Source organism: Poseidonocella sedimentorum (genome assembly GCF_900116005.1).
Taxonomy (GTDB): domain Bacteria; phylum Pseudomonadota; class Alphaproteobacteria; order Rhodobacterales; family Rhodobacteraceae; genus Poseidonocella; species Poseidonocella sedimentorum.
Genome location: NZ_FOYI01000012.1, coordinates 1 through 24,683, shown reverse-complemented (window position 1 = coordinate 24,683; position 24,683 = coordinate 1). Strand labels below are relative to the sequence as shown.

22 protein-coding genes are annotated in these 24,683 nt (G+C 66.6%); 13 read left to right on the top strand and 9 right to left on the bottom strand.

Annotated elements, in window-relative coordinates:
- Positions 1-65 precede the first annotated feature (65 nt).
- The 5 genes from BM353_RS14040 (at position 66) to BM353_RS14020 (ending at position 6,532) form a co-directional block, all read left to right on the top strand.
- Complete coding sequence (locus BM353_RS14040) at positions 66-1,421, top strand: ABC transporter substrate-binding protein (protein ID WP_092081944.1); 1,356 nt, start codon at positions 66-68, stop codon at positions 1,419-1,421.
- 89 nt (positions 1,422-1,510) lie between these two features.
- The gene (locus BM353_RS14035) at positions 1,511-2,515 is read left to right on the top strand and encodes a carbohydrate ABC transporter permease (protein ID WP_092081942.1); all 1,005 of its coding nucleotides are present in this window, start codon (positions 1,511-1,513) and stop codon (positions 2,513-2,515) included.
- A complete protein-coding gene (locus BM353_RS14030; RefSeq protein ID WP_092081940.1) occupies positions 2,515-3,669 on the top strand; it encodes a carbohydrate ABC transporter permease in 1,155 nt (384 codons plus the stop codon). Before BM353_RS14035 ends, BM353_RS14030 begins: the two co-directional genes overlap by 1 nt.
- Before the next feature lie 41 nt (positions 3,670-3,710).
- Positions 3,711-5,366: an alpha-amylase family glycosyl hydrolase gene (locus tag BM353_RS14025; protein ID WP_092081939.1), complete on the top strand. Its 1,656-nt coding sequence runs from the start codon at positions 3,711-3,713 to the stop codon at positions 5,364-5,366.
- A gap of 74 nt (positions 5,367-5,440) precedes the next feature.
- Positions 5,441-6,532 carry an ABC transporter ATP-binding protein gene (locus BM353_RS14020; protein ID WP_092081937.1) on the top strand — a complete coding sequence of 364 codons (1,092 nt, stop codon included), beginning with the start codon at positions 5,441-5,443 and terminating at the stop codon, positions 6,530-6,532.
- Between the two features lie 163 nt (positions 6,533-6,695).
- On the opposite strand, the gene BM353_RS14015 is transcribed toward BM353_RS14020, so the two are convergent.
- A complete protein-coding gene (locus BM353_RS14015) occupies positions 6,696-7,244 on the bottom strand; it encodes an LOG family protein (protein WP_092081935.1) in 549 nt (182 codons plus the stop codon).
- A gap of 84 nt (positions 7,245-7,328) precedes the next feature.
- Here BM353_RS14015 and BM353_RS14010 point away from each other — a divergent pair, with 84 nt between their 5' ends.
- A complete protein-coding gene (locus BM353_RS14010; RefSeq protein ID WP_092081933.1) occupies positions 7,329-8,891 on the top strand; it encodes a LysM peptidoglycan-binding domain-containing protein in 1,563 nt (520 codons plus the stop codon).
- A 7-nt stretch (positions 8,892-8,898) separates the two neighbouring features.
- Here the strand turns inward: BM353_RS14010 and BM353_RS14005 are convergent, their stop codons facing one another.
- From BM353_RS14005 to BM353_RS13990, 4 genes are read right to left on the bottom strand one after another with little or no spacing between them, the layout of a single operon-like run.
- Positions 8,899-10,107 (bottom strand): beta-ketoacyl-[acyl-carrier-protein] synthase family protein, encoded by a 1,209-nt coding sequence (locus BM353_RS14005; protein ID WP_092081931.1) that lies wholly within the window; start codon positions 10,105-10,107, stop codon positions 8,899-8,901.
- 10 nt (positions 10,108-10,117) lie between these two features.
- The gene (locus BM353_RS14000) at positions 10,118-10,375 is read right to left on the bottom strand and encodes an acyl carrier protein (protein WP_092082067.1); all 258 of its coding nucleotides are present in this window, start codon (positions 10,373-10,375) and stop codon (positions 10,118-10,120) included.
- A gap of 28 nt (positions 10,376-10,403) precedes the next feature.
- Complete coding sequence (locus BM353_RS13995; protein WP_092081929.1) at positions 10,404-11,510, bottom strand: UDP-3-O-(3-hydroxymyristoyl)glucosamine N-acyltransferase; 1,107 nt, start codon at positions 11,508-11,510, stop codon at positions 10,404-10,406.
- Between the two features lie 36 nt (positions 11,511-11,546).
- A complete protein-coding gene (locus BM353_RS13990; RefSeq protein WP_092082065.1) occupies positions 11,547-13,085 on the bottom strand; it encodes a L,D-transpeptidase family protein in 1,539 nt (512 codons plus the stop codon).
- Between the two features lie 399 nt (positions 13,086-13,484).
- Here BM353_RS13990 and mepK point away from each other — a divergent pair, with 399 nt between their 5' ends.
- Both mepK and BM353_RS13980 read left to right on the top strand, forming a co-directional pair.
- Complete coding sequence (gene mepK / locus BM353_RS13985; protein WP_092081927.1) at positions 13,485-14,045, top strand: peptidoglycan L,D-endopeptidase MepK; 561 nt, start codon at positions 13,485-13,487, stop codon at positions 14,043-14,045.
- Positions 14,046-14,259: 214 nt separating this feature from the next.
- A complete protein-coding gene (locus BM353_RS13980) occupies positions 14,260-16,068 on the top strand; it encodes an ABC transporter transmembrane domain-containing protein (RefSeq protein ID WP_092081925.1) in 1,809 nt (602 codons plus the stop codon).
- 19 nt (positions 16,069-16,087) lie between these two features.
- On the opposite strand, the gene purD is transcribed toward BM353_RS13980, so the two are convergent.
- Complete coding sequence (gene purD / locus BM353_RS13975) at positions 16,088-17,350, bottom strand: phosphoribosylamine--glycine ligase (protein WP_092081923.1); 1,263 nt, start codon at positions 17,348-17,350, stop codon at positions 16,088-16,090.
- Positions 17,351-17,416: 66 nt separating this feature from the next.
- Here purD and xseA point away from each other — a divergent pair, with 66 nt between their 5' ends.
- The gene (gene xseA / locus BM353_RS13970) at positions 17,417-18,961 is read left to right on the top strand and encodes an exodeoxyribonuclease VII large subunit (RefSeq protein WP_092081921.1); all 1,545 of its coding nucleotides are present in this window, start codon (positions 17,417-17,419) and stop codon (positions 18,959-18,961) included.
- Positions 18,962-18,964: 3 nt separating this feature from the next.
- Here xseA and BM353_RS13965 read toward each other — a convergent pair whose 3' ends face one another.
- Positions 18,965-19,363: a hypothetical protein gene (locus BM353_RS13965; RefSeq protein ID WP_092082063.1), complete on the bottom strand. Its 399-nt coding sequence runs from the start codon at positions 19,361-19,363 to the stop codon at positions 18,965-18,967.
- A gap of 159 nt (positions 19,364-19,522) precedes the next feature.
- On the opposite strand from BM353_RS13965, the gene ftsY reads away from it, so the two are divergent.
- Positions 19,523-20,839: a signal recognition particle-docking protein FtsY gene (gene ftsY, locus BM353_RS13960; protein ID WP_092081919.1), complete on the top strand. Its 1,317-nt coding sequence runs from the start codon at positions 19,523-19,525 to the stop codon at positions 20,837-20,839.
- A gap of 18 nt (positions 20,840-20,857) precedes the next feature.
- Here the strand turns inward: ftsY and BM353_RS13955 are convergent, their stop codons facing one another.
- On the bottom strand, positions 20,858-21,367 hold the full coding sequence (locus BM353_RS13955) for an MgtC/SapB family protein (protein WP_245759661.1): 510 nt from the start codon (positions 21,365-21,367) through the stop codon (positions 20,858-20,860).
- A gap of 60 nt (positions 21,368-21,427) precedes the next feature.
- Here BM353_RS13955 and BM353_RS13950 point away from each other — a divergent pair, with 60 nt between their 5' ends.
- Together BM353_RS13950 and BM353_RS13945 are read left to right on the top strand one after the other, a co-directional pair.
- Positions 21,428-22,330, top strand: a complete 903-nt coding sequence (locus BM353_RS13950; RefSeq protein WP_092081917.1) for an EamA family transporter — start codon at positions 21,428-21,430, stop codon at positions 22,328-22,330.
- Positions 22,331-22,344: 14 nt separating this feature from the next.
- Positions 22,345-22,956: an inner membrane-spanning protein YciB gene (locus BM353_RS13945; RefSeq protein WP_092081915.1), complete on the top strand. Its 612-nt coding sequence runs from the start codon at positions 22,345-22,347 to the stop codon at positions 22,954-22,956.
- 296 nt (positions 22,957-23,252) lie between these two features.
- Here the strand turns inward: BM353_RS13945 and BM353_RS13940 are convergent, their stop codons facing one another.
- The gene (locus BM353_RS13940) at positions 23,253-23,744 is read right to left on the bottom strand and encodes a hypothetical protein (protein WP_092081913.1); all 492 of its coding nucleotides are present in this window, start codon (positions 23,742-23,744) and stop codon (positions 23,253-23,255) included.
- 668 nt (positions 23,745-24,412) lie between these two features.
- Here BM353_RS13940 and BM353_RS13935 point away from each other — a divergent pair.
- Positions 24,413-24,683: transposase (locus BM353_RS13935; protein WP_143104174.1), on the top strand; the 271-nt coding region annotated here is incomplete at its 3' end.

The window sequence follows — 24,683 nt, the reverse complement described above, 5'->3', positions numbered from 1 at the left end:
TCCAGGCGCGCATGATTCAACAGTCGGGAGAGCGTGCAGACAAAGCACCTTTTTGGGAGGAAAGAATGGCACATCGTTTCATGGCCAGCGCGGCAGCGCTTGCCCTGGTCGCCGGAATGGCGCAAGCACAGGATCTGAAATTTCCGGTGGGCGAGGGCCCGTTCAGCTGGGACAGCTACACCGCATGGGCGGACAGCGCGCCGGATCTCTCCGGCCAGACGGTGACCGTCTCGGGCCCCTGGCTCACGCCCGAAGATGACATCTTCCGCAGTGCCGTCGCCTATTTCGCCGATGCGACCGGCGCCGAGGTGATCTACACTGGCTCCGACAGCTTCGAGCAGCAGATCGTGATCGATGCCGAAGCCGGCTCGCCGCCCAACGTTGCCGTGTTCCCGCAGCCGGGTCTTGCCGCGCTGCTCGCCGCCAAGGGCCAGCTCTCGCCGCTTTCGGACGACATCCAATCCTGGGTCGCCGAGAACTACGCCGCCGGGCAATCCTGGGTCGATCTGGGCACCTATGCCGATGCCGATGGCAACGACGCCTTCTACGGCTTCTTCTTCAACGTGAACCTCAAGAGCCTCGTGTGGTACAACCCGGAGAACTTCGAGGACGCGGGCTACGAGGTCCCCGGCTCGATGGAAGAGCTCAAGGCGCTGACCGAGCAGATCGTGTCCGAGGGCGAAACGCCGTGGTGTATCGGTCTGGGCTCCGGCGCCGCGACCGGCTGGCCGGCGACCGACTGGGTCGAGGACATCATGCTGCGCACCCAGCCGCCCGAGGTCTACGACGCCTGGACCACCAACGAGATCGGCTTTGACGATCCGCGCGTTGTCGCCGCGATCGAGGAATTCGGCTACTTCGCCCGCGATGACGCCAAGGTCTCCGGCGGGGCAGGGGCCGTGGCCTCGACCGATTTCCGCGACAGCCCCAAGGGCCTCTTCACCTCGCCGCCGCAGTGCTACCTGCACCGCCAGGCCTCCTTCGTTCCGGCCTTCTTCCCCGAAGACGTGGAATTCGGCGTGGATGCCGACTTCTTCTACTTCCCGTCCTACGCGGAAAAAGACCTCGGCAATCCGGTCCTCGGGGGCGGCACGCTGATGGCGGTCACCAACCCCTCGGATGCGACGAGCGAATTCATGGAATTCCTCACCCTGCCGCTCACCCATGAGGTGATGATGGCCCAGACCGGTTTCCTCACACCGCACAAGGGCGTCAACCTCGATGCCTACATGAGCGACACGCTGCGCGGCCAGGGCCAGATCCTGATCGATGCGACCACCTTCCGCTTCGACGGCTCCGACCTGATGCCCGCAGGCGTCGGCGCCGGGTCGTTCTGGACCGGCATGGTCGATTACACCGGCGGCAAATCCGCCCAAGATGTCGCCGCGGATATCCAAAGCTCCTGGGACGCGCTGAAGTAAGCGCCCCGGCCAAGATCGGGCGGCCCGCCACGGCGCGGGCCGCTTCACCAGACTGACGCGCAAAGCGCGCAACAAGGGGGAGGGGGAACATGGGTGGACTTCATCCGGCCCTGCAGGGGCTCGTAACCATCATCATCGGTGTGGGCGGCTGTATCGGATATTTCTACTTCGCCAACCAGTTCCTGGACCGGGTGCTTTATCCCGCCAAGGGGCCCGACGCAGGGCGCAATATCAACCGCGCCAACATGATCCGGCCCTGGCTCTTTCTCTTTCCGGCGATATTCGCGCTCGGCCTCTATCTTGCCTATCCCGTCGTCGCGACGCTGCGCCTGTCGCTGATCGACAATGACACTGGCGCGTTCGTGGGCCTTGAACATTACGCCAAGCTGACGGGTGAGGCGAAGTTCTGGGAGGCGATCCGCAACAACCTGCTCTGGCTGATCGTGGTGCCGGCGCTCTCGACCGCCTTCGGTCTGCTCGCGGCGCAGCTGACGGACCGGATCGCCTGGGGCAATCTCGCCAAGTCGCTCATCTTCATGCCCATGGCCATCAGCTTCGTGGGCGCGGGCGTGATCTGGAAGCTGGTCTACGAGGCCCGCCCCGACGGGTTCGAACAGATCGGCGTGCTCAACGCGATCTGGACGGCGATGGGCGGCGAGCCGCAGAACTGGCTCACCATTCCGCTTTGGAACAACTTCTTTCTGATGATCGTACTGGTCTGGATCCAGACCGGCTTTGCCATGGTGATCCTCTCGGCCGCGCTGCGCGGCATTCCCGAGGAAACCGTGGAAGCCGCGATCGTCGATGGCGCCAACCCGTTCCAGATTTTCTTCAAGATCAAGGTGCCGCAGATCATGTCCACCATCGTTGTGGTCTGGACGACGATCACCCTGGTGGTGCTCAAGGTCTTCGACATCGTCTTCACCATGACCAACGGCCAGTGGGAGACGCAGGTTCTGGCCAATTACATGTATGACAAGCTTTTCCGCTCCTTCGATACCGGCATGGGGTCGGCGGCGGCGATGGTGATCATGCTGCTGGTGACGCCGATCCTCGTCTGGAACGTCTACACCGCCCGCAAGGAGATGCGCTGATGGACAATATCGCAGGTAGAAAACCGGCGCTTACGTGGGTCGTACATATTTCGGTCGCGGCGCTCGTGCTGCTGTGGCTCTTCCCGACGGTGGGCTTGCTGGTCTCGTCCTTCCGCACCTCGGACCAGATCTCCAGCTCGGGCTGGTGGAATGCGCTCTTCCCCGCCGAGCAGAACCTCGTGATCCGCACGGCCGCGCCCGATAGCCAGCTGGCGGAGGGCGATCTGTGGGTCGTCGAGGGCAACCTCTTTGCGCTTGATGGGCGCGAGCCGCTGACCGTCGACGCATGGGGCATTTCCTCGCGCGATCTTGGCGCCTATCAGCCCGGCGAGACGGCCGAATTCCGCGATGGCAGCGCGATCACCGTGGCCGAAAACGGCGATTACCGCGTGGAGAGCCGCGAGGAAATGTCCGGCAGCCGCGGCCAGCGCGTCTTTCTCAACGCCATGGTCCCGCCGAAGTTCACCCTCGAAAACTACGACAACGTGCTCTTTACCGAAGGCTCCGGCGGCGGCATGAAGAAGGCCTTCTTCAACACGCTCACCGTCGTCATTCCCGCCACCGTCATCCCGATCCTGATCGCGGCCTTCGCGGCCTATGCGTTGGCATGGATGGATTTTCCCGGCCGCGCGCTTCTCATCGCGGCGGTGGTGGCGCTGCTGGTGGTGCCGCTGCAACTGGCGCTCATTCCGCTCCTGACGCTGCACAACCAGATCGGCATCGGCAAGGGCTACCTCGGCGTCTGGCTCGCCCATACCGGCTTCGGCCTGCCGCTCGCGATCTACCTGCTGCGCAACTACATGGTCGGCCTGCCGCGCGATATCATCGAATGCGCCAAGGTGGACGGGGCCACGGATTTCCAGATCTTCACCCGGATCATCCTGCCGCTGAGCTTCCCCGCGCTCGCCTCCTTCGCGATCTTCCAGTTCCTCTGGACCTGGAATGACCTGCTCGTCGCGATGGTGTTCCTCATCGATTCCACCGGCCAGACCACGGTCATGACCCGTCAGATCGTCGAGATGCTCGGCACCCGCGGCGGCAACTGGGAAGTGCTGGCCACGGCGGCCTTCGTCTCGATCTCGGTGCCGCTGCTGGTGTTCTTCTCGATGCAGCGGTTCCTCGTGCGCGGGCTTCTCGCCGGCTCCGTCAAATAATCAGACCAACAAGACCACGACACACAAAGGCAAGATCCTACATGACCGCAAACCCCGTTCCCTCGCAGCCGGGCTCCCTCAACGACGATCCAAACTGGTGGCGCGGCGCGGTGATCTACCAGATCTATCCGCGCTCCTTTCAGGACAGCAACGGCGACGGGATCGGCGATCTGCTCGGCATCGTGCAGCGGTTGCCGCATGTCGCCGCGCTCGGGGCCGATTGCATCTGGATCTCGCCGTTCTTCACCTCGCCGATGAAGGATTTCGGCTATGATGTGAGCGATTATTGCGATGTCGATCCGATGTTCGGCTCGCTGGCGGATTTCGATGTGCTGATCGACACGGCCCACAAGCTCGGGCTGCGGGTGCTCATCGACCTTGTGCTCTCGCACACCTCCGACCAGCACGCCTGGTTCGCCGAGAGCCGCCAGAGCCGCGACAACCCGCGCGCCGACTGGTACGTCTGGGCCGATCCCAAGCCCGATGGCACGCCGCCCAACAACTGGCTGTCGATCTTCGGCGGCCCGGCCTGGCAGTGGGACGCGCGGCGCGAGCAGTATTACCTGCACAATTTCCTCGTAAGCCAACCCGACCTCAACTTCCACAACCCCGAGGTGCAGGACGCGGTGCTCGATGCGACGCGGTTCTGGCTCGATCGCGGGGTCGACGGGTTCCGCCTCGATACGATCAACTTCTACTTCGCCGACAAGGAGCTGCGCGACAATCCGGCGCTCGCACCCGAGCGGCGCAATTCGAGCATCGCGCCGAGCGTGAACCCCTACAACCACCAGGAGCACATCCACTCCAAGAACCAGCCCGAGAACCTCGTGTTCCTCGAACGCTTCCGCGCGCTGCTCGATGAATACCCGGGCAAGACCTGCGTCGGCGAGGTGGGTGACGCGCAGAACGGGATGCGGCTCCTGGGCGAATACACCCGGGGCGATAACCGCGCGCATATGTGCTACGCGTTCGAGCTTCTGTCGGAGGTGCAACCGACGGCGGCGCGGATCGCGGAGGTCTTTGCTCTCGTCGATGAGGTGGCGGCGGATGGCTGGGCCTGCTGGGCCTTTTCCAACCATGACGTTGTGCGCCATGCCTCGCGCTGGTCGCTCACGCCCGCGGCGCAGCGGCTGTTCTCGACGCTGATCATGTGCCTGCGCGGGACGGTCTGTCTCTATCAGGGCGAAGAGCTTGGCTTTGGCGAATCCGTGCTGGCCTTCGAGGATCTTCAGGATCCCTACGGCATCGAGTTCTGGCCCGAGTTCAAGGGCCGCGATGGCTGCCGGACGCCGATCGCATGGTCCGGCGCGGATCACAGCGGCGAGTTTACCACCGGCAAGCCATGGCTCCCGGTGGCGCAGGAGCACCTCCGCCATTCCGTCGCGGCGCAGGAGCAGGACCCCTCCGCGATCCTGCACCACTACCGCCGCGCCATCGGCTTTCGCCACGCGCATCCCGCGCTGATGCAGGGCACGATGGAGGACGTCCGCCACGAGGGCGACATCCTCACCTTCCTCCGCAAGGACGCGGGCGAGGAGATTTTCTGCGCCTTCAACCTCTCCGACACGCCCTCTCAGGTGGCGCTGCCGGAGGGCGATTGGCAGGTGATCGGCGTGGAGCTGGGCAGCGCGGCGCCGACGCCCGAGGGCGGTCTGCACCTCGGGCCCTGGCAGCCCTGTCTGGCGCTGAGGGCCTAGACGGGTGTACAACGAAACCGGGGTACGGGCCGGGAATTGGGCCGGAATTTGGACCGGGAAATTGGGAGGTGAGCATGGCTGATCTGAAACTGACTGATGTCGCCAAGGTCTATGGCGGCAAGGTCGAGGTGCTCAGGGGCATCGATCTCGACATCCAGAAAGGCGAGCTTGTCGTGTTCGTCGGGCCGTCTGGTTGCGGCAAGTCGACCTTGCTGCGGATGATCGCGGGGCTGGAGAAGATCAGCGCCGGGACGCTGGAAATTGACGGGATGGTCGTCAATGACGTGCCCCCCTCGGAGCGCGGCATCGCCATGGTGTTCCAATCCTACGCGCTCTATCCGCACATGACCGTGCGCGACAACATGAGCTTTGCGCTCAAGCTCGCGGGCAAGACCCGCGCCGAGATCGACGCCGCGGTGAGCAAGGCGGCCGGCGTGTTGCAGCTAGAGCCATATCTCGACCGGCTGCCCAAGGAGCTCTCGGGCGGACAGCGCCAGCGGGTGGCCATCGGCCGCTCGATCGTGCGCGATCCCAAGGTCTATCTCTTCGACGAGCCGCTCTCCAACCTCGACGCCGCGCTGCGCGTGGCCACCCGGATCGAGATCGCCAAGCTCAAGGAATCGATGCCCGACAGCACGATGGTCTACGTCACCCACGATCAGGTCGAGGCGATGACGCTGGCCACGCGGATCGTGGTTCTGGCCAACAAGGGCATCGCCCAGGTCGGCACGCCGCTGCAGCTCTATGAGCGGCCCGAGAACGAGTTTGTGGCGCAATTCATCGGCTCGCCGGCGATGAACCTGCTGCCCGGCGAGATCGTGGGCACCGGCGCCCAGACGACCGTCCGGCTCGGCAGCGGCGGGGTGGCGGTCTCGGCTGTGCCCACGACCGACGCCGACAAGGGCAAGGCGGTCAACGTGGGCGTGCGCCCCGAGGACATGGTCGCGACCGACGCGGCGGAGTACATCTTTGAGGGCCGCGTCGACATTCTCGAAGCGCTCGGCGAGGTCACGGTACTCTACTTCGAGCATGACGCCAGCCATGAGCCGGTGATCGGCAAACTGCCCGGGATCCATGGCGATCTGCGCGGGGATACGGTCCGCCTCACCGCCGCGCCTGAAAAGGTGCAGGTCTTCCACAACGGCAAGTCGCTCTACTATCGCTAAAGGCCCGGTTTCAAGGCGAAGCCGCCGGGCCAGCGGCAGGACGTCCGGCGGCCTGCCGCTTTTGTCGTCTCGCGCCGACCGCTGAGGGGAAAAGTCCCTGGCGCCATAAACTGCCCCGCTCGGAGGCTGGCGCGGCAGACCCCGTCCTGCCCCCCGTTCCGGCTCACCCGGTCGGGGCGAGACGCTCCAGCGCGCCGTCGACAGTGTCCGCCGTGGTGAAGAGATCGAGCAGCGAAGCATCGGCAAAGCCCTGATCTACCGCGTGCCGCACCAGTGCCAGCAGCGGATCCCAGTAGCCGCTCGTGTTCAGCAGGACGATCGCCTTGCGATGCAGCCCGAGCTGCGCCCAGGTCAGCACTTCGAAGAACTCGTCCAGCGAACCCGCGCCGCCCGGCAGGAGCGCAATCGCGTCGCAGTTCATGAACATGACCTTTTTGCGCTCGTGCATGTTTTCGGTCACGATGAAGCGCGTCAGGTCCACCTTGCCGACCTCGAGCTGCATCAGGTGCACCGGGATGACGCCGAAGGTCTCGCCGCCCGCCGCTTGCGCCGCGCGCGCGACCGCGCCCATCAGGCCCACGTCGCCCGCGCCATAGACGAGTCGCCAGTCGCGGGCCGCAAGCGCGGTGCCGAGCGCTTCGGCATCGGCCATGTAGGCCGGATCGCGCCCCGGACGGGAGCCACAGAAGACACAGACTGAGTGGGAGGCCATTGGCGAAATTCCTTTGCTTTTGACCCTTGTTAGCTGCGTTGCTATCCTCGCTCAACTGCGGGTGTTCCGCATTTGGGGAAGTTGATGTCGGAAACCGGACGGAAAGGCTGGCTGGTGGCGCTTGCGCTGGTGGCAATCGGGGCGTCGGGGGCGCTGTTTTTGGGTTTGCCCGCGGAGCCGGACCTGCCGCAGACACGCGTGATCGCGGCCGGAACGGAGGCCGGATCGGAGGCCGGAGAGGACGCGCCGGGCGCGATTGCAGGGGCGCCGGAGGCCGAGACGGCGCAAGTGGCGGGCGCGCCTCCCGACCCTGAGCAGCCGTCAGCGCCGCCGCCGTCGTTTGATTCCGTTCGGGTCGAGCCCGAGGGCGATGCGGTCATCGCGGGCCGCGCCGCGCCGGGCTCGGATGTCGAGATCCTGCTCGACGGCGCGCCCGTGGGGGCGGCCAAGGCCGATGCTTCCGGGCAGTTCGCCGCGTTGGTGACCTTGCCCGTGGAGGATGCGCCCCGCGTTCTGGAGCTCAGCGCGCGCGACGGCGAGGGGGCGGCGCCCGTCGCCTCCGAGGCGCAGGTGATCATCGCGCCGCCTGCTCCGGCGGCGCGCCCTGAGGATGAGGGCACAGCCCCAGAGGCCAAGACGGCCGCGGCGGAGCCCGCTCCGACGGACGCCCTTCAAAAGACACCAGATGAGAGCATGGCCGCGGCGGAGCCGGTGAGCGCGCCGGCCGATATCGAGATCGCCACGGAGAGCAGCCCGGCGCTTACACCGCCAACTCAGGACGCGCCAGCGGCGCCGGTGATCGCGGAAGGGGCGGGCGACACGGAGCTTGCCCTTCTGGCCACAGCGCCGCAGTTCGCGGCAGAGGACGCGGCGGCGGATGTGCTTCCCGAAGTCGTGGAAGACCCGGTGCCGGAGGTGACGGTAGAGAGCGTGAAAGAGGCGGTGATCCCGGAGGCGGAGACTGATCCTGCGCCGGAGACGGTCGGTGTCGATGGTGAGGAGGCAGAGCCGACGATGACGACAGCGGCCCTCGCTCAAGAGCCTCAGAGCGCCGCGCCCGTGACGGCTCCTGAGCCGCGCCCGGCCGCAGCCGCGCCGCAAGTGCTTCTGGTCGATGAAACCGGGCTGCGCGTCATGAACCAGCCCGCCACCCCGCCGAAGGACCTCGCGCTGGAGCGCCTGTCCTACACCGAAGACGGCGCGGTGACGCTTGCCGGGCGGGCGACCGCGCCGGAAGCGACCCTGCGTGTCTATGTTGACAACCGGCTCATCGTGACCGAGCAGGCCGATGAGGGCATTTCATGGCAGACCGAGCTGCCCGGGATCGACGCGGGGGTCTATACGCTGCGGGTCGATCAACTCGACGCCGAGGGAGATGTGGTCTCGCGGGCCGAAATCCCCTTCCGGCGCGAGGCGGTCGAGACTGTGCGCAGCGCGCTGGCCGAGCCCGGGCCGCCCGAGGCGCAGAGCCCGGCCACACAGGTGCGCCGGGTGGAAACCGTGCAGCCCGGCTCGACCCTTTGGGCCATCGCCCGGCGGACCTACGGGCAGGGGATCGAATACGTCAGGATTTTCGAGGCCAACCGCGAGCACATCCGCGATCCGGATCTGATCTACCCCGGGCAGGTCTTCACGCTGCCCCGCTAGGCGCGGCTCAGACCCGGCGCAGCGCGAGCACCGCGTTGAGCCCGCCAAAGGCAAAGGCGTTGGACAGCGCCACATCGACCCTGGCCTCGCGTGCCTCGTTGGGAACCACGTCGAGCGCGCATTCCGGATCGGGCTCTTCATAGCTGATCGTCGGCGCGATGACCCCGTCGCGCAGCGCCATGATGCAGGCGAGCAGCTCCACCGCGCCGGTCCCGCCGATGAGATGGCCGTGCATCGACTTGGTGGAGGAGATCATCAGATCATTCGCGTGGTGGCCGAAGGCATCGGCTACGGCGGCGCATTCGGTCTTGTCATTGGCGGCCGTCCCGGTGCCATGGGCGTTGATGTAGCCCACGTCGCTCTGGGCGATCCGCGCGTCCTGCAGCGCGCCGGTCATGGCCCGCGCCGCGCCCTGTTTGGAGGGCATGACGATGTCGGCCGCGTCTGAGGACATGGCCGCGCCGATCACCTCGGCGAGGATCTCGGCGCCGCGCGCGCGGGCGTGCTCGTAGTCCTCGAAGACGAAAACCCCCGCGCCCTCGCCCTGAACCATGCCGTTGCGGTTGGCGCTGAACGGGCGGCAGGCGTCGCGGCTCATGACGCGCAGCCCTTCCCAGGCCTTGACCCCGCCGAAGCAGAGCATGGATTCCGCGCCGCCCGTCACCATCACCTTGGAGGCGCCGGAGCGGACGAGCTGGAACGCCTGGGCCATCGCATGGTTCGACGAGGCGCAGGCGGTCGAGACGGTGAAGGAGGGGCCCTTGAGGTTCCACTCCATGCTCACGTGGCTCGCGGCGGCGTTGTTCATCAGCTTGGGCACGACGAAGGGGTGGACCCGGTTCTTGCCGTCCTCGTAGACCGAGCGGTAATTGTCATCCCAGGTGCTGACGCCGCCGCCGGCCGTGCCCAGCACCACGCCGCTGGTGGCCGCGAGCTCGCCGATGAAGGTCAGGCCCGATTGCTCGATCGCCTCGCGCGCGGCAAGCAGGGTGAACTGGGTGAAACGGTCATAGAGGACGATCTGCTGGCGGTTGAAGAGCGCCTCGGGCTCATAATCGCGCACCTGTCCGCCGATGCGGATCGACAGGCGCTCGACGTCGCGAAACTCCAGCGGGCCGATACCGCAGCGCCCCTCGCGCATCGCCTCGAGCGTCGCGGGGACGCCGGTGCCGAGGGCGTTGATCGTCCCGGCGCCTGTGATCACAACTCGGTTCATGTGCTGCGGCTCAGGCCTGTTCCTTGATCAGCCGTTCGATGCCGGCGACGATGGAACGGACGCTGGAGATGTCGAACTCGCTCTCGGTGGGGTTGTTGGCGTTGAACGGGATCGAGATGTCGAAGGCCTCTTCGATGGCAAAAATGCTTTCCACCAGCCCGAGGCTGTCGATCCCCACCTCCTCCAGCGTGCTGTCGAGCGAGATGTCGGAGGGCTCCAGCATGGCCTGCTGGGCGATGATCTCGATGGTTTTGGTTTCGACATTCATGCGGGACATCCCTTCGGTTGCCTGTCGTTTAGTCACGGGGGTCGGAATCTTGAACCATCTTCTTGAGCGCCGCAACCTCTCGTAGGAGGCGGGGCAGGCGCCGGATGGCCTTGTAGCTTTCGATATGCGTGGCCATTTTCATCGCCGGATAGCCAAGCATGACGCGGCCCGCCGGGATCGAGCTCAGGACCTTGGTCGCGCCGCCGGTAACGACGTTGTCGCCGACGGTGAGATTGTCCGAAATGCCGGTCTGGCCGCCGAGGATGACGTTGTTGCCGATGACCGAACTGCCGGCGATTCCGACCTGCGCGCAGATCATGCAATCGGTGCCGATCACGACGTTGTGGCCGATCTGGGCGAGGTTGTCGATCTTGGTGCCTGCGCCGACGCGGGTGTCCCGGATGGTGCCGCGGTCGATGCAGGCGTTGGCGCCGATTTCCACGTCGTCGCCGATCTCCACACCGCCGAGCGAATGGATCCGCGCCCAGCTTTGCCCCGTGGCGACGGTCTCTGACGGGGCGCTCGTGCCGAGACTTTCGCGGGCCTCGTCCACGGCGTTGCGCTCCGGGGTCACGAAGGAATAACCGTCGCCGCCGATGCTCGCGCCCGGCTGCACGATGACCCGGTCGCCGAGGCTGACCCGCGCCGCAACGCGCACGCCCTCGCGCAGGAAACACATCGCGCCGATGCGGGCCTCGTGGCCGATGAAACACTGCGGGCCGATGACCGTGCCGGTGCCGATTTCCGCGCCCGCGAGCACCACCGCGAGCGGGCCGATGCAGACGCCGCGCTCCAGCTTGGCATCGGGATCGACGAAGGCCGTCGGGTGGATGCCTTCGCTCCAGCCCTGACCCGGGTCCATCATCGCGCTGAGGCCGGACAGCGCGTAGCGCGGGCGCGGGGCGGTGATGGCGGCGGCGAGCCCGAGCGCGCGCCAATCAGCCCCCTCGGGGAGCATTGCCGCGCGGGCCGCGCCATCGCCGATTCGGGCGGCGAATTCGGGTTTGATCGCCATGGCGAGCTGGTCGGCCCGCGCGTCGGCGGGTTCGGCCAGACTGGTGATCTCGATCCCAGTTTCGCCATGGGCCTCGGCGCCGAGAGCGGCGGCTATGTCGCGGATCGCGTAGGCTTTCATCGAAGGCGCACCCCTGAGGTCAGGATGCGGCGAGGCTTACCCCTGAACCGAGCGCAAGGCCACCCCTTCTTTCGCCAGAGCCGCCCAGATCCGGGCATCGCGGCCATAGACGTCGCGCCGGAACTGCGTGCGCCCGTCGGCTTGTGTGTAGGCGGTGCGGTAGATGATGTGGACCGGCACCGGCTGCTTGAGGTTCACCCGCGTCTCGCGGCCTGTCGCCAGCACCGACTGGAAGTAGCCTTGCGGATCGGCGGTCTGGCGCGCAAGCAGCGCATAGGCAAATTCGCGCGGCTCGGCGAGGCGGATGCAGCCATGCGAATAGGCGCGAACCTCGCGCGAGAAGAGGCTCTTGGCGGGGGTGTCGTGCAGGTAGATGTTGTAGCGGTTGGGGAACATGAATTTCACGATCCCGAGCGCGTTGCCCTGGCTCGGCGGCTCGCGCATGGCGAAGGGGAAGGTCTTCTCGGTGAGGCTGGTGAAGTCCACCGCGCTGCGATCGATCCGGCGGCCGTTCGAATCGGTGATTTCCAGATGCCGGACCGCGTTGGGATTCTCTTGCAGCATCGGCAGGTATTCCTTCGTCGCGATCGAGCGCGGGACGTACCAGCTGGGGTTGATGACCAGAAATTCCATAACATCGGAAAATTCCGGGCTGCGCCGGTCCGACTGGTTGGCGCCGACAACGGTACGGGTTTCGAAGGTCACCGCGTTGTTGTCGATGATGCGGGCTTTGAAATCGGTGAGGTTGACGAGCACATGGCGCTTGCCGCGCGGGCGGTTGAACCAGCGCTCGCGCTCCATCGCGACGATCACCGATTGCAGCCGGCGCTCGGGCGAGGCGTTGAGCTCCTTGAGGGTGCCGCTGCCGGCGACGCCATCGGGGCTGAGCCCGTGGGCGAGTTGGAACTGCTGGACCGCAGACTGGATTTCGGCGTCGTAGGTCTGGGTCGCGCTGCGCCCGATGAAGCCCATCGCCGCAAGCCGGTCGCGCAGGGCGATCACAGACGGGCCGCTGGCGCCGGGTTCGAGCTTGGTCGCGGCCACGGTCGGGCCCCAGCCGCCACGGCCGATCAGCGTCTCCAGCCGGAGCTTTTCCTTCATCAGCCGGGTGTATTCCGGCGTGCGCGGCGCGAGCGCGTTGAAAAAGCCGCGCGGATCGCTCTTCATGAGATTGACGAGATAGGATTGCCGCGCGCGATAGGGCACTTCGCGCACCAGCCCCTCGTCGATGCGCGACGGGGTCAGCAGGCCGGTCTGCAGGCTGCGGGCATAGTCGAGGAAGAGCGCGCTGATTTCCACCTCGAGCCGGCCGAGCGCCGCGGGGTCTTTCGTCGCGTCCATCTTTGCCTTCAGCGCATCGGGCGAGAACCGCGCCGTGGGCAGGCCGTGATCGCCCGCGCGCTCCAGCGCCGAGATCAGCGCCGCGCGCCGCGCGCGGTCATCCTTACCGGTCCAGATCCCCTCGTAGTTGACCGCCTTGTAGAACCCCGCGATGTCGCGGTCCCCGGCGGCGGCGGTGGCCACGGCCTGATTGAAGGCGGTCACTTGCGCCCGCGCAAGCCCGGGCAGGGCCATTGTCAGCGCGGCAATCAAAAGAAGCAGCCCGGTCAGTCCGGAGCGCGCCCGGGCACGGGGCGAAGGAAACGAAAGATGCATTGCCAACCTCGTAAACACGTAAATCCTCAGTCGAGACCGAGTTAGACGCGCTCGCCCGGGCCTTGTCCACTCACAATCCCGAAAGGGCCCGCGCCGTGGCCATTTCGCGCCACTCAAAAAGCGCAGACCGATGAAAATAAACGGAAACGCAATCTTTCAAAGCGCTTTTGCGCAAATTATCGCCGACCATAGGCAAAACTACGGAACCCGCGCCCCGCATGGGTTGGAGATAGCGGACCGCTGTGTCAAAACTTCGGCGTGGGGATGACAACAAGACGGCGTCAAAGGCGCCGGTTATGAGGCGACAGGATTCGCTATATGATCAGAACGGGCATGACGCGGCGCGCTTTGCTGGGCGCTTTTGCAGCAACGGCAGTCACAGCAGCACCGACCTATTCCAACGCCGTGGGCTTCCTGCGGGGGGCTGGCGATGTGCGCCGGATCACGATGTATTCGGGCCGCACCGGCGAGAGCATCGACACGATCTACTGGGTCGAGGGCGAGTATGTGCGCGATGCGGTCAAGGAGGTCTGGTCCTTCATGCGCGACTGGCGCACGGGCGAGGTCAAGCAGATTGACACCCGCACCATCGACATCATGGCCGCGGCGCATAACCTCATGGATGTCTCGGAGCCCTACTTGCTGCTCTCGGGCTATCGCAGCCCCCAGACCAACGCGATGCTGCGCGCGCGCTCCAGCGGCGTTGCCAAGAATTCGCTCCACATGAAGGGGCAGGCGGCCGATCTTCGGCTCGCGACCCGCTCGGTGGCCCAGATGGCCAAGGCCGCGGCGGCCTGCAAGGGTGGCGGTGTGGGCCGGTATTCGCGCTCCGACTTCGTCCATATGGATTGCGGGCCCGTTCGCACCTGGGGCGCCTGATCAGGGCTTTTCGCACAAACCGTTCCTTCGGATTTGACGGCGCCTTCGGGCGCCGTGCGTCATTGTGACAACCCGGACGCGCCAGCCTTGATTTTAGCGGCGCCAGACGGCAATGGTGGGGGTCGGCGCGGCGCGGCCCCCTGGGGGCAGGTACGGCGCCGACCGACGATCCAGCCCGGTACGACCCAGCCCGGACGACACATGCGAGGTAGAGATGGCTCAAACGCCGCGCGCTCATCCGGCCAATGAGGCGGATCGCGACCGCCCCGGCTCCCGCCGTATCGGGATCCTGCGGGCCCTTGTGCCCTTTCTGCGGCCCTATTGGGCGCTGACCCTCGGGGCGGGGATCGCGCTGGTTCTGACCGCGATGGTCTCGCTCAGCCTGCCGATCGCGGTGCGCCGGGTGATCGACAATTTCGGCTCTCATGACGGGCAACTGCTCAACCTCTATTTTGGTGCGGCCATCGGCATGGTGGCGCTGCTCGCAGCCGGCACGGCGCTGCGCTACGCGTTGGTGACGAAGCTGGGCGAGCGGGTGGTGGCGGATCTGCGCAAGGCCGTGTTCGCGCGCATGACGGTCATGAGCCCGCGCTTCCGCGAGACGGTGATGACCGGCGAGATCCTCAGCCGGATCACCACCGACACCACGCTGATCCAGAGCGTCATCGGCTCGTCGATCTCCATCGCGCTGCGCAACATCCTGATCTTCGTCGGCGGGCTGGTGCTCTTGCTCGTGACCTCCTTCAAGCTCACCGGCCTCGTGCTGATCGTGGTGCCCTTCGTCATGATCCCGATCCTGACGCTGGGGCGGCGCCTGCGCGGGCTCAGCCGGGAGAATCAGGAGTGGATCGCGGCCAGTTCGGGCAATGCCTCCGAGACGCTGCTTGGCCTCTCGACGGTGCAGGCCTACACCCGCGAGGCGGCGGTGCGCGAACAGTTCGACGACATGACCGAGGCCAGCTATCGCGCCGCCCAACGCCGCATTCGCACCCGTGCTGCGATGACGGCGATCGTTATTTTCCTTATCTTTTCAGGCGTCGTCGCGGTGCTCTGGGTGGGCGCGCGCGATGTGCGGGCCGATGCGATGTCGGCGGGCGCGCTGGTGCAATTCGTGATCTACGCGGTGATGGTGGCGGGGGCGCTTGCCGCGCTCTCGGAGGTCTGGGGCGAGGTCCAGCGCGCGGCGGGCGCGACCGAGCGGCTGGTCGAGTTGCTGGAGGCCGAGGACACGGTGAAGGATCCGTCGGCGCCGGTCTCGCTGCCCGAGCCGGTGACGGGCCGGGTCGATTTCTCGCACGTGACCTTCCGCTACCCCACGCGCCCCGACGTGGCCGCGCTCGATGACGTGTCGTTCTCGGTCTCGTCCGGAGAGACGGTCGCCTTCGTCGGCCCTTCCGGCGCGGGCAAAAGCACCATCATCCAGCTCCTGCAGCGATTCTATGATCCCGACGCGGGCACCGTCTCGCTCGACGGGGTCGCGCTCACGGGCATGTCGCGGGTGGCGTTCCGCCAGCACATGGCCCTCGTGCCGCAGGATCCGGTCATCTTCGCGACCTCAGCGCGGGAGAACATCCGCTTCGGCCGGCCGGACGCGAGCGAGGCGGAGGTCGAGGCCGCGGCGCGCTCGGCGGCGGCGCACGGGTTCATCTCGGCCCTCCCGGAGGGCTATGACAGCTACCTCGGCGAGCGCGGTGTCATGCTCTCGGGCGGACAGAAACAGCGCATCGCCATCGCCCGCGCGATCCTGCGCGACGCGCCCGTGTTGCTGCTTGATGAAGCGACAAGCGCGCTTGATGCCGAGAGCGAGCTCGCGGTGCAGCGCGCGATCGAGGAGGTCAGCCGGGGCCGCACCACGCTCGTTGTGGCGCACCGGCTTGCAACGGTGAAGAAGGCCGACCGGATCATCGTCATGGAAGAGGGGCGGATCGTGGCCGAGGGCACCCACGCCGAGCTCGTCGCGCAAAACGGGCTCTACGCCCGGCTGGCGCGGTTGCAGTTTACCGAAGGGCTGGCTGCGGAGTGAGCCCCCCGCGGGCGGGGCGTCAGAGCGCGCGCCAGCCGATGTCGCGGCGGCAGAACCCCTCCGGCCAGTCGATCCGGTCCACAATCTCATAAGCCCGGCTCGCGGCCTCGCGCAGCGTCGCGCCCCGCGCGGTCACGTTGAGCACCCGGCCGCCCGCGGCTTCGATCCGCCCGCCCGCTGCGCGCGTCCCGGCGTGAAACACCATGTTGCTGCTGTCTTCCGGCAAGGCCTCGAGCCCGCGAATTTCCGAGCCCTTCTCATAGGCGCCCGGATATCCGGCGGCGGCCATCACCACGGTGATCGCGTGATCCTCGGCCCAGTTGACCGCCACCTCCGACAGCCGCCCCTCCGCGCAGGCGTGCATCAGGTCGAGCGCCTGCGCGCCCAGCCGCATCATCAGCACCTGACACTCCGGATCGCCGAAGCGGACGTTGTATTCCACCAGCCGCGGCGCGCCGTTCTCGATCATCAGCCCGGCGTAAAGCACGCCCTGATAGGGCGTTCCGCGCCGCGCCATTTCGGCCATGGTCGGCTTGATGATCTCGTCGAGCGCGCGCGCGGCCACCGTCTCGTCAAGGATCGGGGCCGGGGAATAGGCGCCCATGCCGCCGGTGTTGGGGCCGGTGTCGCCTTCGCCGACGCGCTTGTGATCTTGCGCCGTGCCGATGGGCAGCACGCTCTCGCCGTCGCAGAGCACGAAGAAAGACGCCTCTTCGCCGGTCATGAATTCCTCGATCACTACCTCCGCGCCCGCGCCGCCGAAGGCCCCGCCGAACATGTCGTCGATCGCCGCCAGCGCCTGCGCTTCGGTTTCGGCCACGATGACGCCCTTGCCCGCCGCGAGCCCATCGGCCTTGACCACGATCGGGGCGCCCTGCGCGCGGACGTACGCCTTGGCGGGACCGGCCTCGGTAAACCGCGCATACGCCGCCGTGGGGGCCTTGGCCGCGTCGCAAATCTCCTTGGTGAACCCTTTCGAGGCCTCAAGCTCCGCCGCCGCCTTCGACGGCCCGAAGACCAGCACGCCCGCCTCGCGCAGCCGGTCGGCCACGCCGGCGGCCAGCGGCGCTTCGGGGCCGATGATCACGAAGTCGATGGCGTTTTCGGCCACGAAGCCGGCGACGACCCCGCCATCCTCGATGTCGATGTCGGCGCAATCGGCCATCGCCGCGATTCCGGCATTGCCGGGCGCCACGATGAGCTTGTCGCATTTGGGGTTCTGCAGCACAGCCCAGGCGAGGCTGTGTTCGCGGCCGCCGCCACCAAGGATGAGGATGTTCATGGGCGCGCGCTCCTGCTTGGCCTTCTCTCCGGGGCGTTCTAAGGTCGGCCCGGCAAAGGAGCAAGCATGGACCTGATCGACGAGCCTTCCCCGGGCGCCAACGAGCCCGAATTCACCGTTTCGGAAATCTCCGGCGCGATCAAACGGGTGATCGAGGGCGAGTTCGGCCATGTGCGGATCCGGGGCGAGCTGGGCCGGGTGAGCCGGCCGCGCTCGGGTCATGTCTATCTCGATCTCAAGGACGACCGCGCGGTCATGTCCGGGGTGATCTGGAAGGGCGTCGCCGCGCGGCTACAGGTCCAGCCGGAGGAGGGGATGGAGGTGGTCGCGACGGGCCGCGTCACGACCTTTCCCGGCCAGTCGAAATACCAGTTGGTCATCGACGATCTCAAGCCCGCGGGCCTCGGTGCGCTCATGGCGATGCTGGAAAAACGTCGCAAGGCGCTCGCCGCCGAGGGGCTTTTCGACGATGCGCGCAAACAGCCGCTGCCGTTTCTGCCCGAGGTGATCGGGGTGGTGACCTCGCCGTCGGGCGCGGTCATCCGCGACATTCTTCACCGCCTGCGCGACCGATTCCCGCGCAAGGTCCTGCTCTGGCCCGTGGCCGTGCAGGGCGAGCGCTGCGCCGCCGAGGTTGCCCGCGCCATTGCCGGGTTCAACGCGATGACGCCGGGCGGCGCGCTGCCGCGGCCCGATCTGCTGATCGTCGCGCGCGGGGGCGGGAGCATCGAGGATCTGTGGGGATTCAACGAGGAGGCTGTCGTGCGCGCTGCCGCCGCCTCGGAGATCCCGCTGATATCGGCCGTGGGCCACGAGACCGATACCACGCTGATCGATTTCGCCGCCGATCGGCGCGCGCCGACGCCCACCGCAGCGGCGGAAATGGCCGTGCCCGTCCGGGCCGATCTGCTCAGCTGGCTCGAAGGGCAGGGTGGGCGGATGCGCCAGGCCAGCAGCCAGGCGCTCGCCCAACGCGGCCAGCGGTTGCAGGATCTGTCGCGCGCGCTGCCGCGCCCCGAAACCCTGCTCGATGGCCCGCGCCAGAGGCTCGACGTACTCTCCGACCGCTTGCCGCAGGCGCTTTTGCGCGGGGTTCAGCGGCACCGGGTGCAGCTTTCGGATCTCTCCGGCGCGCTCCGCCCGGCCGGGTTGCGCCGACAACTCGACGGTGAAGCCCGGCGGCTGGAGGAGCGCGGCTCCCGGCTCGCCCCGGCCTTCACGCGCGGTCAAGACATCCGCCGCGATCTGCTCGCCCGCCGCGCCGACCGGCTTTCGCTGCGCACACTGGCGCGGGAGATGGATCGCACGGCGCAGGAACTCGACCGCGTGAGCCAGTCCTTCGTGGAGGCCGCGCGCCGCCAGACGCGACTCTGGCGCGACCGGCTGACCGGCCTTGCCCGGCTCAACGAAACCCTGAGCTATCGCGGCACTCTGGAGCGCGGCTATGCGGTCGTGCGCTCGGAGGCGGGTGTCGTCACAAGCCGCGCGGAGGCGGGGCGCGCCAAGGGGCTCGAGATCGAGTTCAAGGACGGCCGACTCGCGCTCGATGGCAAACGCCGCAGCGGCAAGGCCAAGCCCGAGGACACCCCCGAACAGGGCAGTCTGCTCTAGCGCCTAGACGCCGATCTCGGGGCCGAGGCAGAGCAGCGGCTCCGCACTCGGCTCGGCCGAATAGAGCGTCGCGTCATCGCCATCGAAACGGACCGAGAAGCGCGGGCCATCGGGCTCGAAGAGCCAGCATTGCGCCGCGTCGGGGCGATCGTCGTAGACGAAACAGATCCGGCCCGCGTCCTCGTACCAGCGCCCCTCAAGGCACTGCCCGTCGAGGAAGGACCAGCGCACGCGCTGCCCCTCGCGGTATTCCTCGGCGCCGTAGGGCGCCCCGTCGGCGCGAAAGAGCAGGGTCTTTCCGGTGGTGCGCGCGGCAAATTCCTCGGCGCTCATGGCGGCGAGGGCGGCGCCGTCGGAACAGACGAGCAAGGCGAGGGCGGCGGTCAGGCGGTGTGGTCTCATGGCGCCACGCTGCCAGAGTGGCGCGGCCGAGAAAAGCCCCGATGCGCCGGCCCCTTCCATCCGGCGGCGTTCCGCATTACCTCAGGGGGGACCGGCGCGCCCGCGCCGCATTTTCCCGGAGCCGCAGAGATCCGGCACCAAGTCAACCGGAGCCGCCCCATGGCCTTTCTCAAGAAGCTCAAGGACCGTCTTTTCAAATCCTCGTCGAAGATCGATGAGGGGCTGGAGGCCATAGTCGAAGAGGGCGGCGAGGTAGATCCGGGCGGGGCGCCCGAGCCCGATACGTCGCCCGAGGCGCCGCCGGAAGCGCCGCAGCCGAGCGATCCTGTGCCCGCGCCGGAGCCGCTGCCTGCGCCCGCGCCGGACCTGCCGGAGCCCCGGCCCGCGCCGCAGGAGGCGCCGATGCCGAGCGATCCGGCCGCGCCGCCCGCCGCGCCGGCGCCGGACCTGCCGCAAGCGCCCCAGGCGCCGGAAGAGATCCCGGAGGCGCCCTCCGAAATGCCAGACGACTTGCCACAGGAGCGCCCGGCCGAGACACCCGCGCCCGCACCCACGCCGGTGGAAATCCCTCAGGAGGAGCGCGCCAGACCGGGGATTCTCGGTCGGCTCATGGGGCGGCGCGAGGCGGCGCCCGTGCTGCGCCGGGTGCTCGACGACGAGATGATCGAACAGCTCGAAGAGCTGCTGATCGCGGCGGATATGGGCGTCGATACCGCGCTGCGCGTGGCGGCCAACATGGCCGAGGGGCGCATCGGGCGGAAGCTCTCGGTCGACGAGATCAAGACCCTGCTGGCCGATGAGGTTACGCGGATCATGGAGCCCGTGGCCCGGCCCCTGCCTCTCTATCCCAAAACGCCGCAGGTGGTGCTGGTCGTCGGGGTCAACGGCTCGGGCAAGACCACGACGATCGGCAAGCTCGCCAGCCAGTTCCGCGCGGCGGGCAAATCGGTGGTGATCGCCGCGGGCGACACGTTCCGCGCCGCGGCGGTCGAACAGCTTCAGGTCTGGGGCGAGCGGGCGGGCGTGCCTGTTCTCACCGCGCCGGAGGGGTCCGACCCGGCCAGCCTTGCGTTCGACGCGATGACCAAGGCCGAGGCCGATGGCGCGGACCTTCTGCTGATCGACACGGCCGGGCGCTTGCAGAACCGCGCGGACTTGATGGAAGAGCTCGCCAAGATCGTCCGCGTCATCCGCAAGAAGGACCCGGATGCGCCGCACAATACGCTGCTGGTGCTGGATGCGAGCACCGGCCAGAACGCGCTGAGCCAGGTCGAGACCTTCCGCAAGCTTGCCGATGTTTCGGGACTGGTGATGACCAAACTCGACGGGACGGCCAAGGGCGGCGTGCTCGTGGCGCTGGCCGACAAGTTCGGCCTGCCGATCCATGCCATCGGCGTCGGCGAGCAGATCGATGACCTCGCCCCCTTCGATCCGCGCGATTTCGCCAATGCGCTGACCGGGGCCACGAATGGCTGACGGATCTGCCCCTCGGGGCTACTTCGGCGCGATCCAGCGATCCAGATGGCGCAGCGCGAAGAGGACGATGACAACGATCCCGGTGGCCAGTGCGGCGAGCGGGACCTGCCCCGAGCCGCAGGCCAGCCCCACCGCGCCGGCAAGCCAGAGCGAGGCACCCGTGGTGATGTTGTGGACCTTGCCGCCGGAGGAAAAGATGATCCCCGCCGCGAGGAAGGCGACGCCCGCGGTTACCGCTTCGATCAGGCGCAGCGGGTCGATCTGCACGGCCTCGGATGTGCCGAAGGGCAGGGCGCTGAGCTGTTGGCTCACCACGATGAAAAGCGCCGCGGCCATGGAGACGAGCATGTGCGTCCGCAGGCCCGCGGGCTTGCCCTGCGCCTCGCGCTCAAAGCCCACGATCCCGCCGAACAGCACCGCCGCCAACAGCCGGATCGCCGAAATTTCCGGCGGCACGACCGAGAACGTGCCGTCAAGCTCGCCGAGTATCGTCTCCCAGATGATGGATGATCCGCTGTCCGTTTCCATGCGCCGCTCCCCGGTTTGCCAGTGTGGGACAACCCGCGGGCGGGCGCCCGGGTTCCCGGGATGAGCGACTGGCTGATTTCCCTCGAAGGCACCGAGGCGGGCCACCAGCTCGCCCTCGGCCTCGCGCTCATGGCGGCGTTCCTCCATGCGGTCTTCGGCGCGCTGCAGAAGGGCCGGCACGATCCCTGGCTTTCGCGCGGCGCGATCGACTTCAGCTACGGCGTCATGGCCGCGCCCTTCGCGCTCTTCGTCGTGCCTTGGCCCGAGCCGCACATGTGGCCGATCTTCGCCGGCGTCTTCGTGATCCACGTCTGCTACAAGCTGCTGCAGGCGCAGGCCTACATGAAAGGCGCCTACACGGTGGTCTACCCGGTTGTGCGCGGCACCGGCCCGCTCTTCACGGTCATCGGCGCCTCGCTCATCTTCAACGAACATTTCACCGGCGTGCAATGGCTCGGGGTGGGGGTGCTGCTGGCGGGGATCTTCGGCCTTGCGCTCTACAACTATGTGTTCATGACCTCCCAACGCGAGAGCTTCGGCACGGCGCTCCTGCTCGCCGTTACCACCGGGCTCTTCGTCGCGCTCTACACCACCTACGACGCCTACGGCATCCGCGCCACGGCCGACCCCTTCACCTTCCTCGCCTGGTTCTTCTTCATCGACGGGTTCGTGATGCCCGTGATCGCGGCCCGGCGCTGGCGGGGGATGCGCGAACACCCCGCCCTCGGGCCCTTGATGCTGCGCGGGGTGATCGGCGGAATGGTGGCCTTCGCCAGTTTCGGCGCGATCATGCTGGCCACACGGCTCGACAAGGTGGGGGAAGCGGCGGTATTGCGCGAGACATCGACGGTCTTTGCCGCCGTGATCGGCTGGCTGGTGCTGGGCGAGACGGTGGGCCCGCGGCGGATCGCGCTCATGGCGCTCATCGCCGTCGGCGCGGTCATCGTTGAAATGGGCGGATAGGAGAGAGACAGAGCATGGATGACAAATCGGTAAATCCCGTGGTGAAATCGGCGCTGGAGCTGGGGCCGATCGTGATCTTCTTCGCCGCCTACCTGTGGCTGAAGGACACGATCTTCACCATCGGCGGGCGCGAATACGAGGGCTTCATCGTCGTGACCGCCGGGTTCATCCCGCTGCTCATCCTGTCGACGCTGGCGCTGTGGAAACTCACCGGCAAGCTCAGCCGGATGCAGCTTGCGACGGTCGTGCTGGTGGTGATCTTCGGCGGGCTCTCGGTCTGGCTCAACGACGACCGGTTCTTCAAGATGAAGCCGACGATGATCTACCTGCTCTTCGCTGGCGTTCTCGGGGTCGGCCTCCTGCGCGGCCAGAGCTACCTGCGGCTGGTGATGGAAGAGCTCATGCCCCTCGCGCCGGAAGGATGGATGATCCTGACCCGCCGCCTGGCGGCGTTCTTCGCCGGGCTCGCGCTGCTCAACGAGGTGATCTGGCGGACGATGAGCACGGACTCCTGGGTCTATTTCAAAACCTTCGGCCTGACAGCGGCGCTGTTCGCCTTCTTCATCGCCCAGAACAAGCTCTTCGAGACCTACAGCACCGAGCGCGGCGACGACGGGGAGGGGTGAGCGACGATCCTCTACGGGCGTGAAATTGACCAGCGCAGGGAAGCAAAGTCAGGCTGATCAGTCACCTTGTCAAGCTTGTCCTCTATCGCTCTTAGATGGGTCTCGGTCCCTTTCAGACGTCTCAGCATCAAGGCAAAGCCTGCCGAGGAGACGCCGAGGCCGAGCCCCGAAACGGCACGACTGCAGATCTGCAGATTCTGCATGATCAGACACCGTCTGATGCATTCCGGCAAGGCGCGATGCGATCTGCTGATTCTGGATTGTGGAGATCAGGCCGAGCGGGCTAAAGCCTTGGCTCAGAGTTGCCAACAGGCCCTGCGTGGCGCCCGCCAAGAGGACAGCGCGTTCCGGGCGGGGCACCGAGACCGAAAACCTGCCGTTCCACCTCCGCGACAAGGCGCCGTCGCGTCGACGTGATCGCGCGCAGCCTTCAATGCCGCTGCAGGACTATCGAACACACCCTGATCGCGGCGCAGGTTCTCCCGTTCAGCATCCAGCATGACCCGCAGGGCACGGAATGCAAGCCGCTGCCATTCAGGATCGGTCTCATCCAGAGTGATGCCGAGCCGGACGGCGACCTCATGGAGCGGGCTTTGCGCCATAGAGCGATCGCGTGTCGCGATGGCATGCCGCAGCGTCGCTACGGCAGCGTTGGCACAGTTCAACTCGAAGGCCGCAGCTTCCGGCGTCCGCGGGGGAGCCATTTCACGCGCCACATCCGCAGCCTCAATGAGGAAGCGGCAGAGCTCCACAAGGAGCCGTTCCATGATGTCGAGCGCAATCGCCATCGTTCTCTCCGTCAAATCGCCTTCGCGTCGGGGAGGACGTGGGACCGAAGAGAAAGGACGAGTGACACTTTTTTTGATGGGGTGCAGGTCTTCAGCACCCGGCGCGGCCAGCGGCGACGCCAATGGAAGCCCGTGGGCCGCTATTCGAGGTGTGCTTGTGCCGAGACCTGGGACCGCATGTCTCCGTCTCCTGTGCCAGTGTTTGTGCGAGGCGGGGGGACAGGAATCGTGCCATAAGGGGCACTCTGCGACTCTCGTCGCGTAAGTGCCAATCTTTTTAGTGATTTAGGAGAGATTGGCTCCGGCGGTAGGGGCCGCAGAAAGCCAGAAAAAATCCAACAAAATCAAAGGCCGACCCTCTGCGAAACAGCCTTCGGACCTGCATTGTGCGCATCGAACCGACACAGTCAAGTGCGCACCGGAAGTCCTCTGTTTAGTAGATGCGGTTGTGCAGATCAGACCACCTCTGGCGAAGCGGTTTAATCTGCACTGCTCGGAGCCACCTTGATGTCTACAAACGTAAGCATCTCATGATGGTTCCCAGTTAATGTGATGTAGAACGGATTCGTCGTCTGTGAGCGTAACTTCATCTTCGTTCAGTTTTAGGGTCAGGACCCATTGATTTCATTGAGGCGTCATGATTCACCGTCCGAAAACAGAGCGGTGACATGTCTGATCTTTTCTGGTTGAGCGACGCGCAGATGGCGCGCCTGGAGCCTTACTTCCCGAAGTCCCACGGCAAGCCACGCGTCGATGATCGTCGTGTTCTGAGCGGGATTATCTTCATCAACCGCAATGGGTTGCGTTGGCGGGATGCTCCGAAGGAATATGGCCCTCACAAGACGCTCTACAATCGTTGGAAGCGCTGGAGCGACAAGGGCATCTTCGCGCAAATGATGGTTGGTTTGGCCGCAGAACAGGTCGAAGAGAAGACCGTTT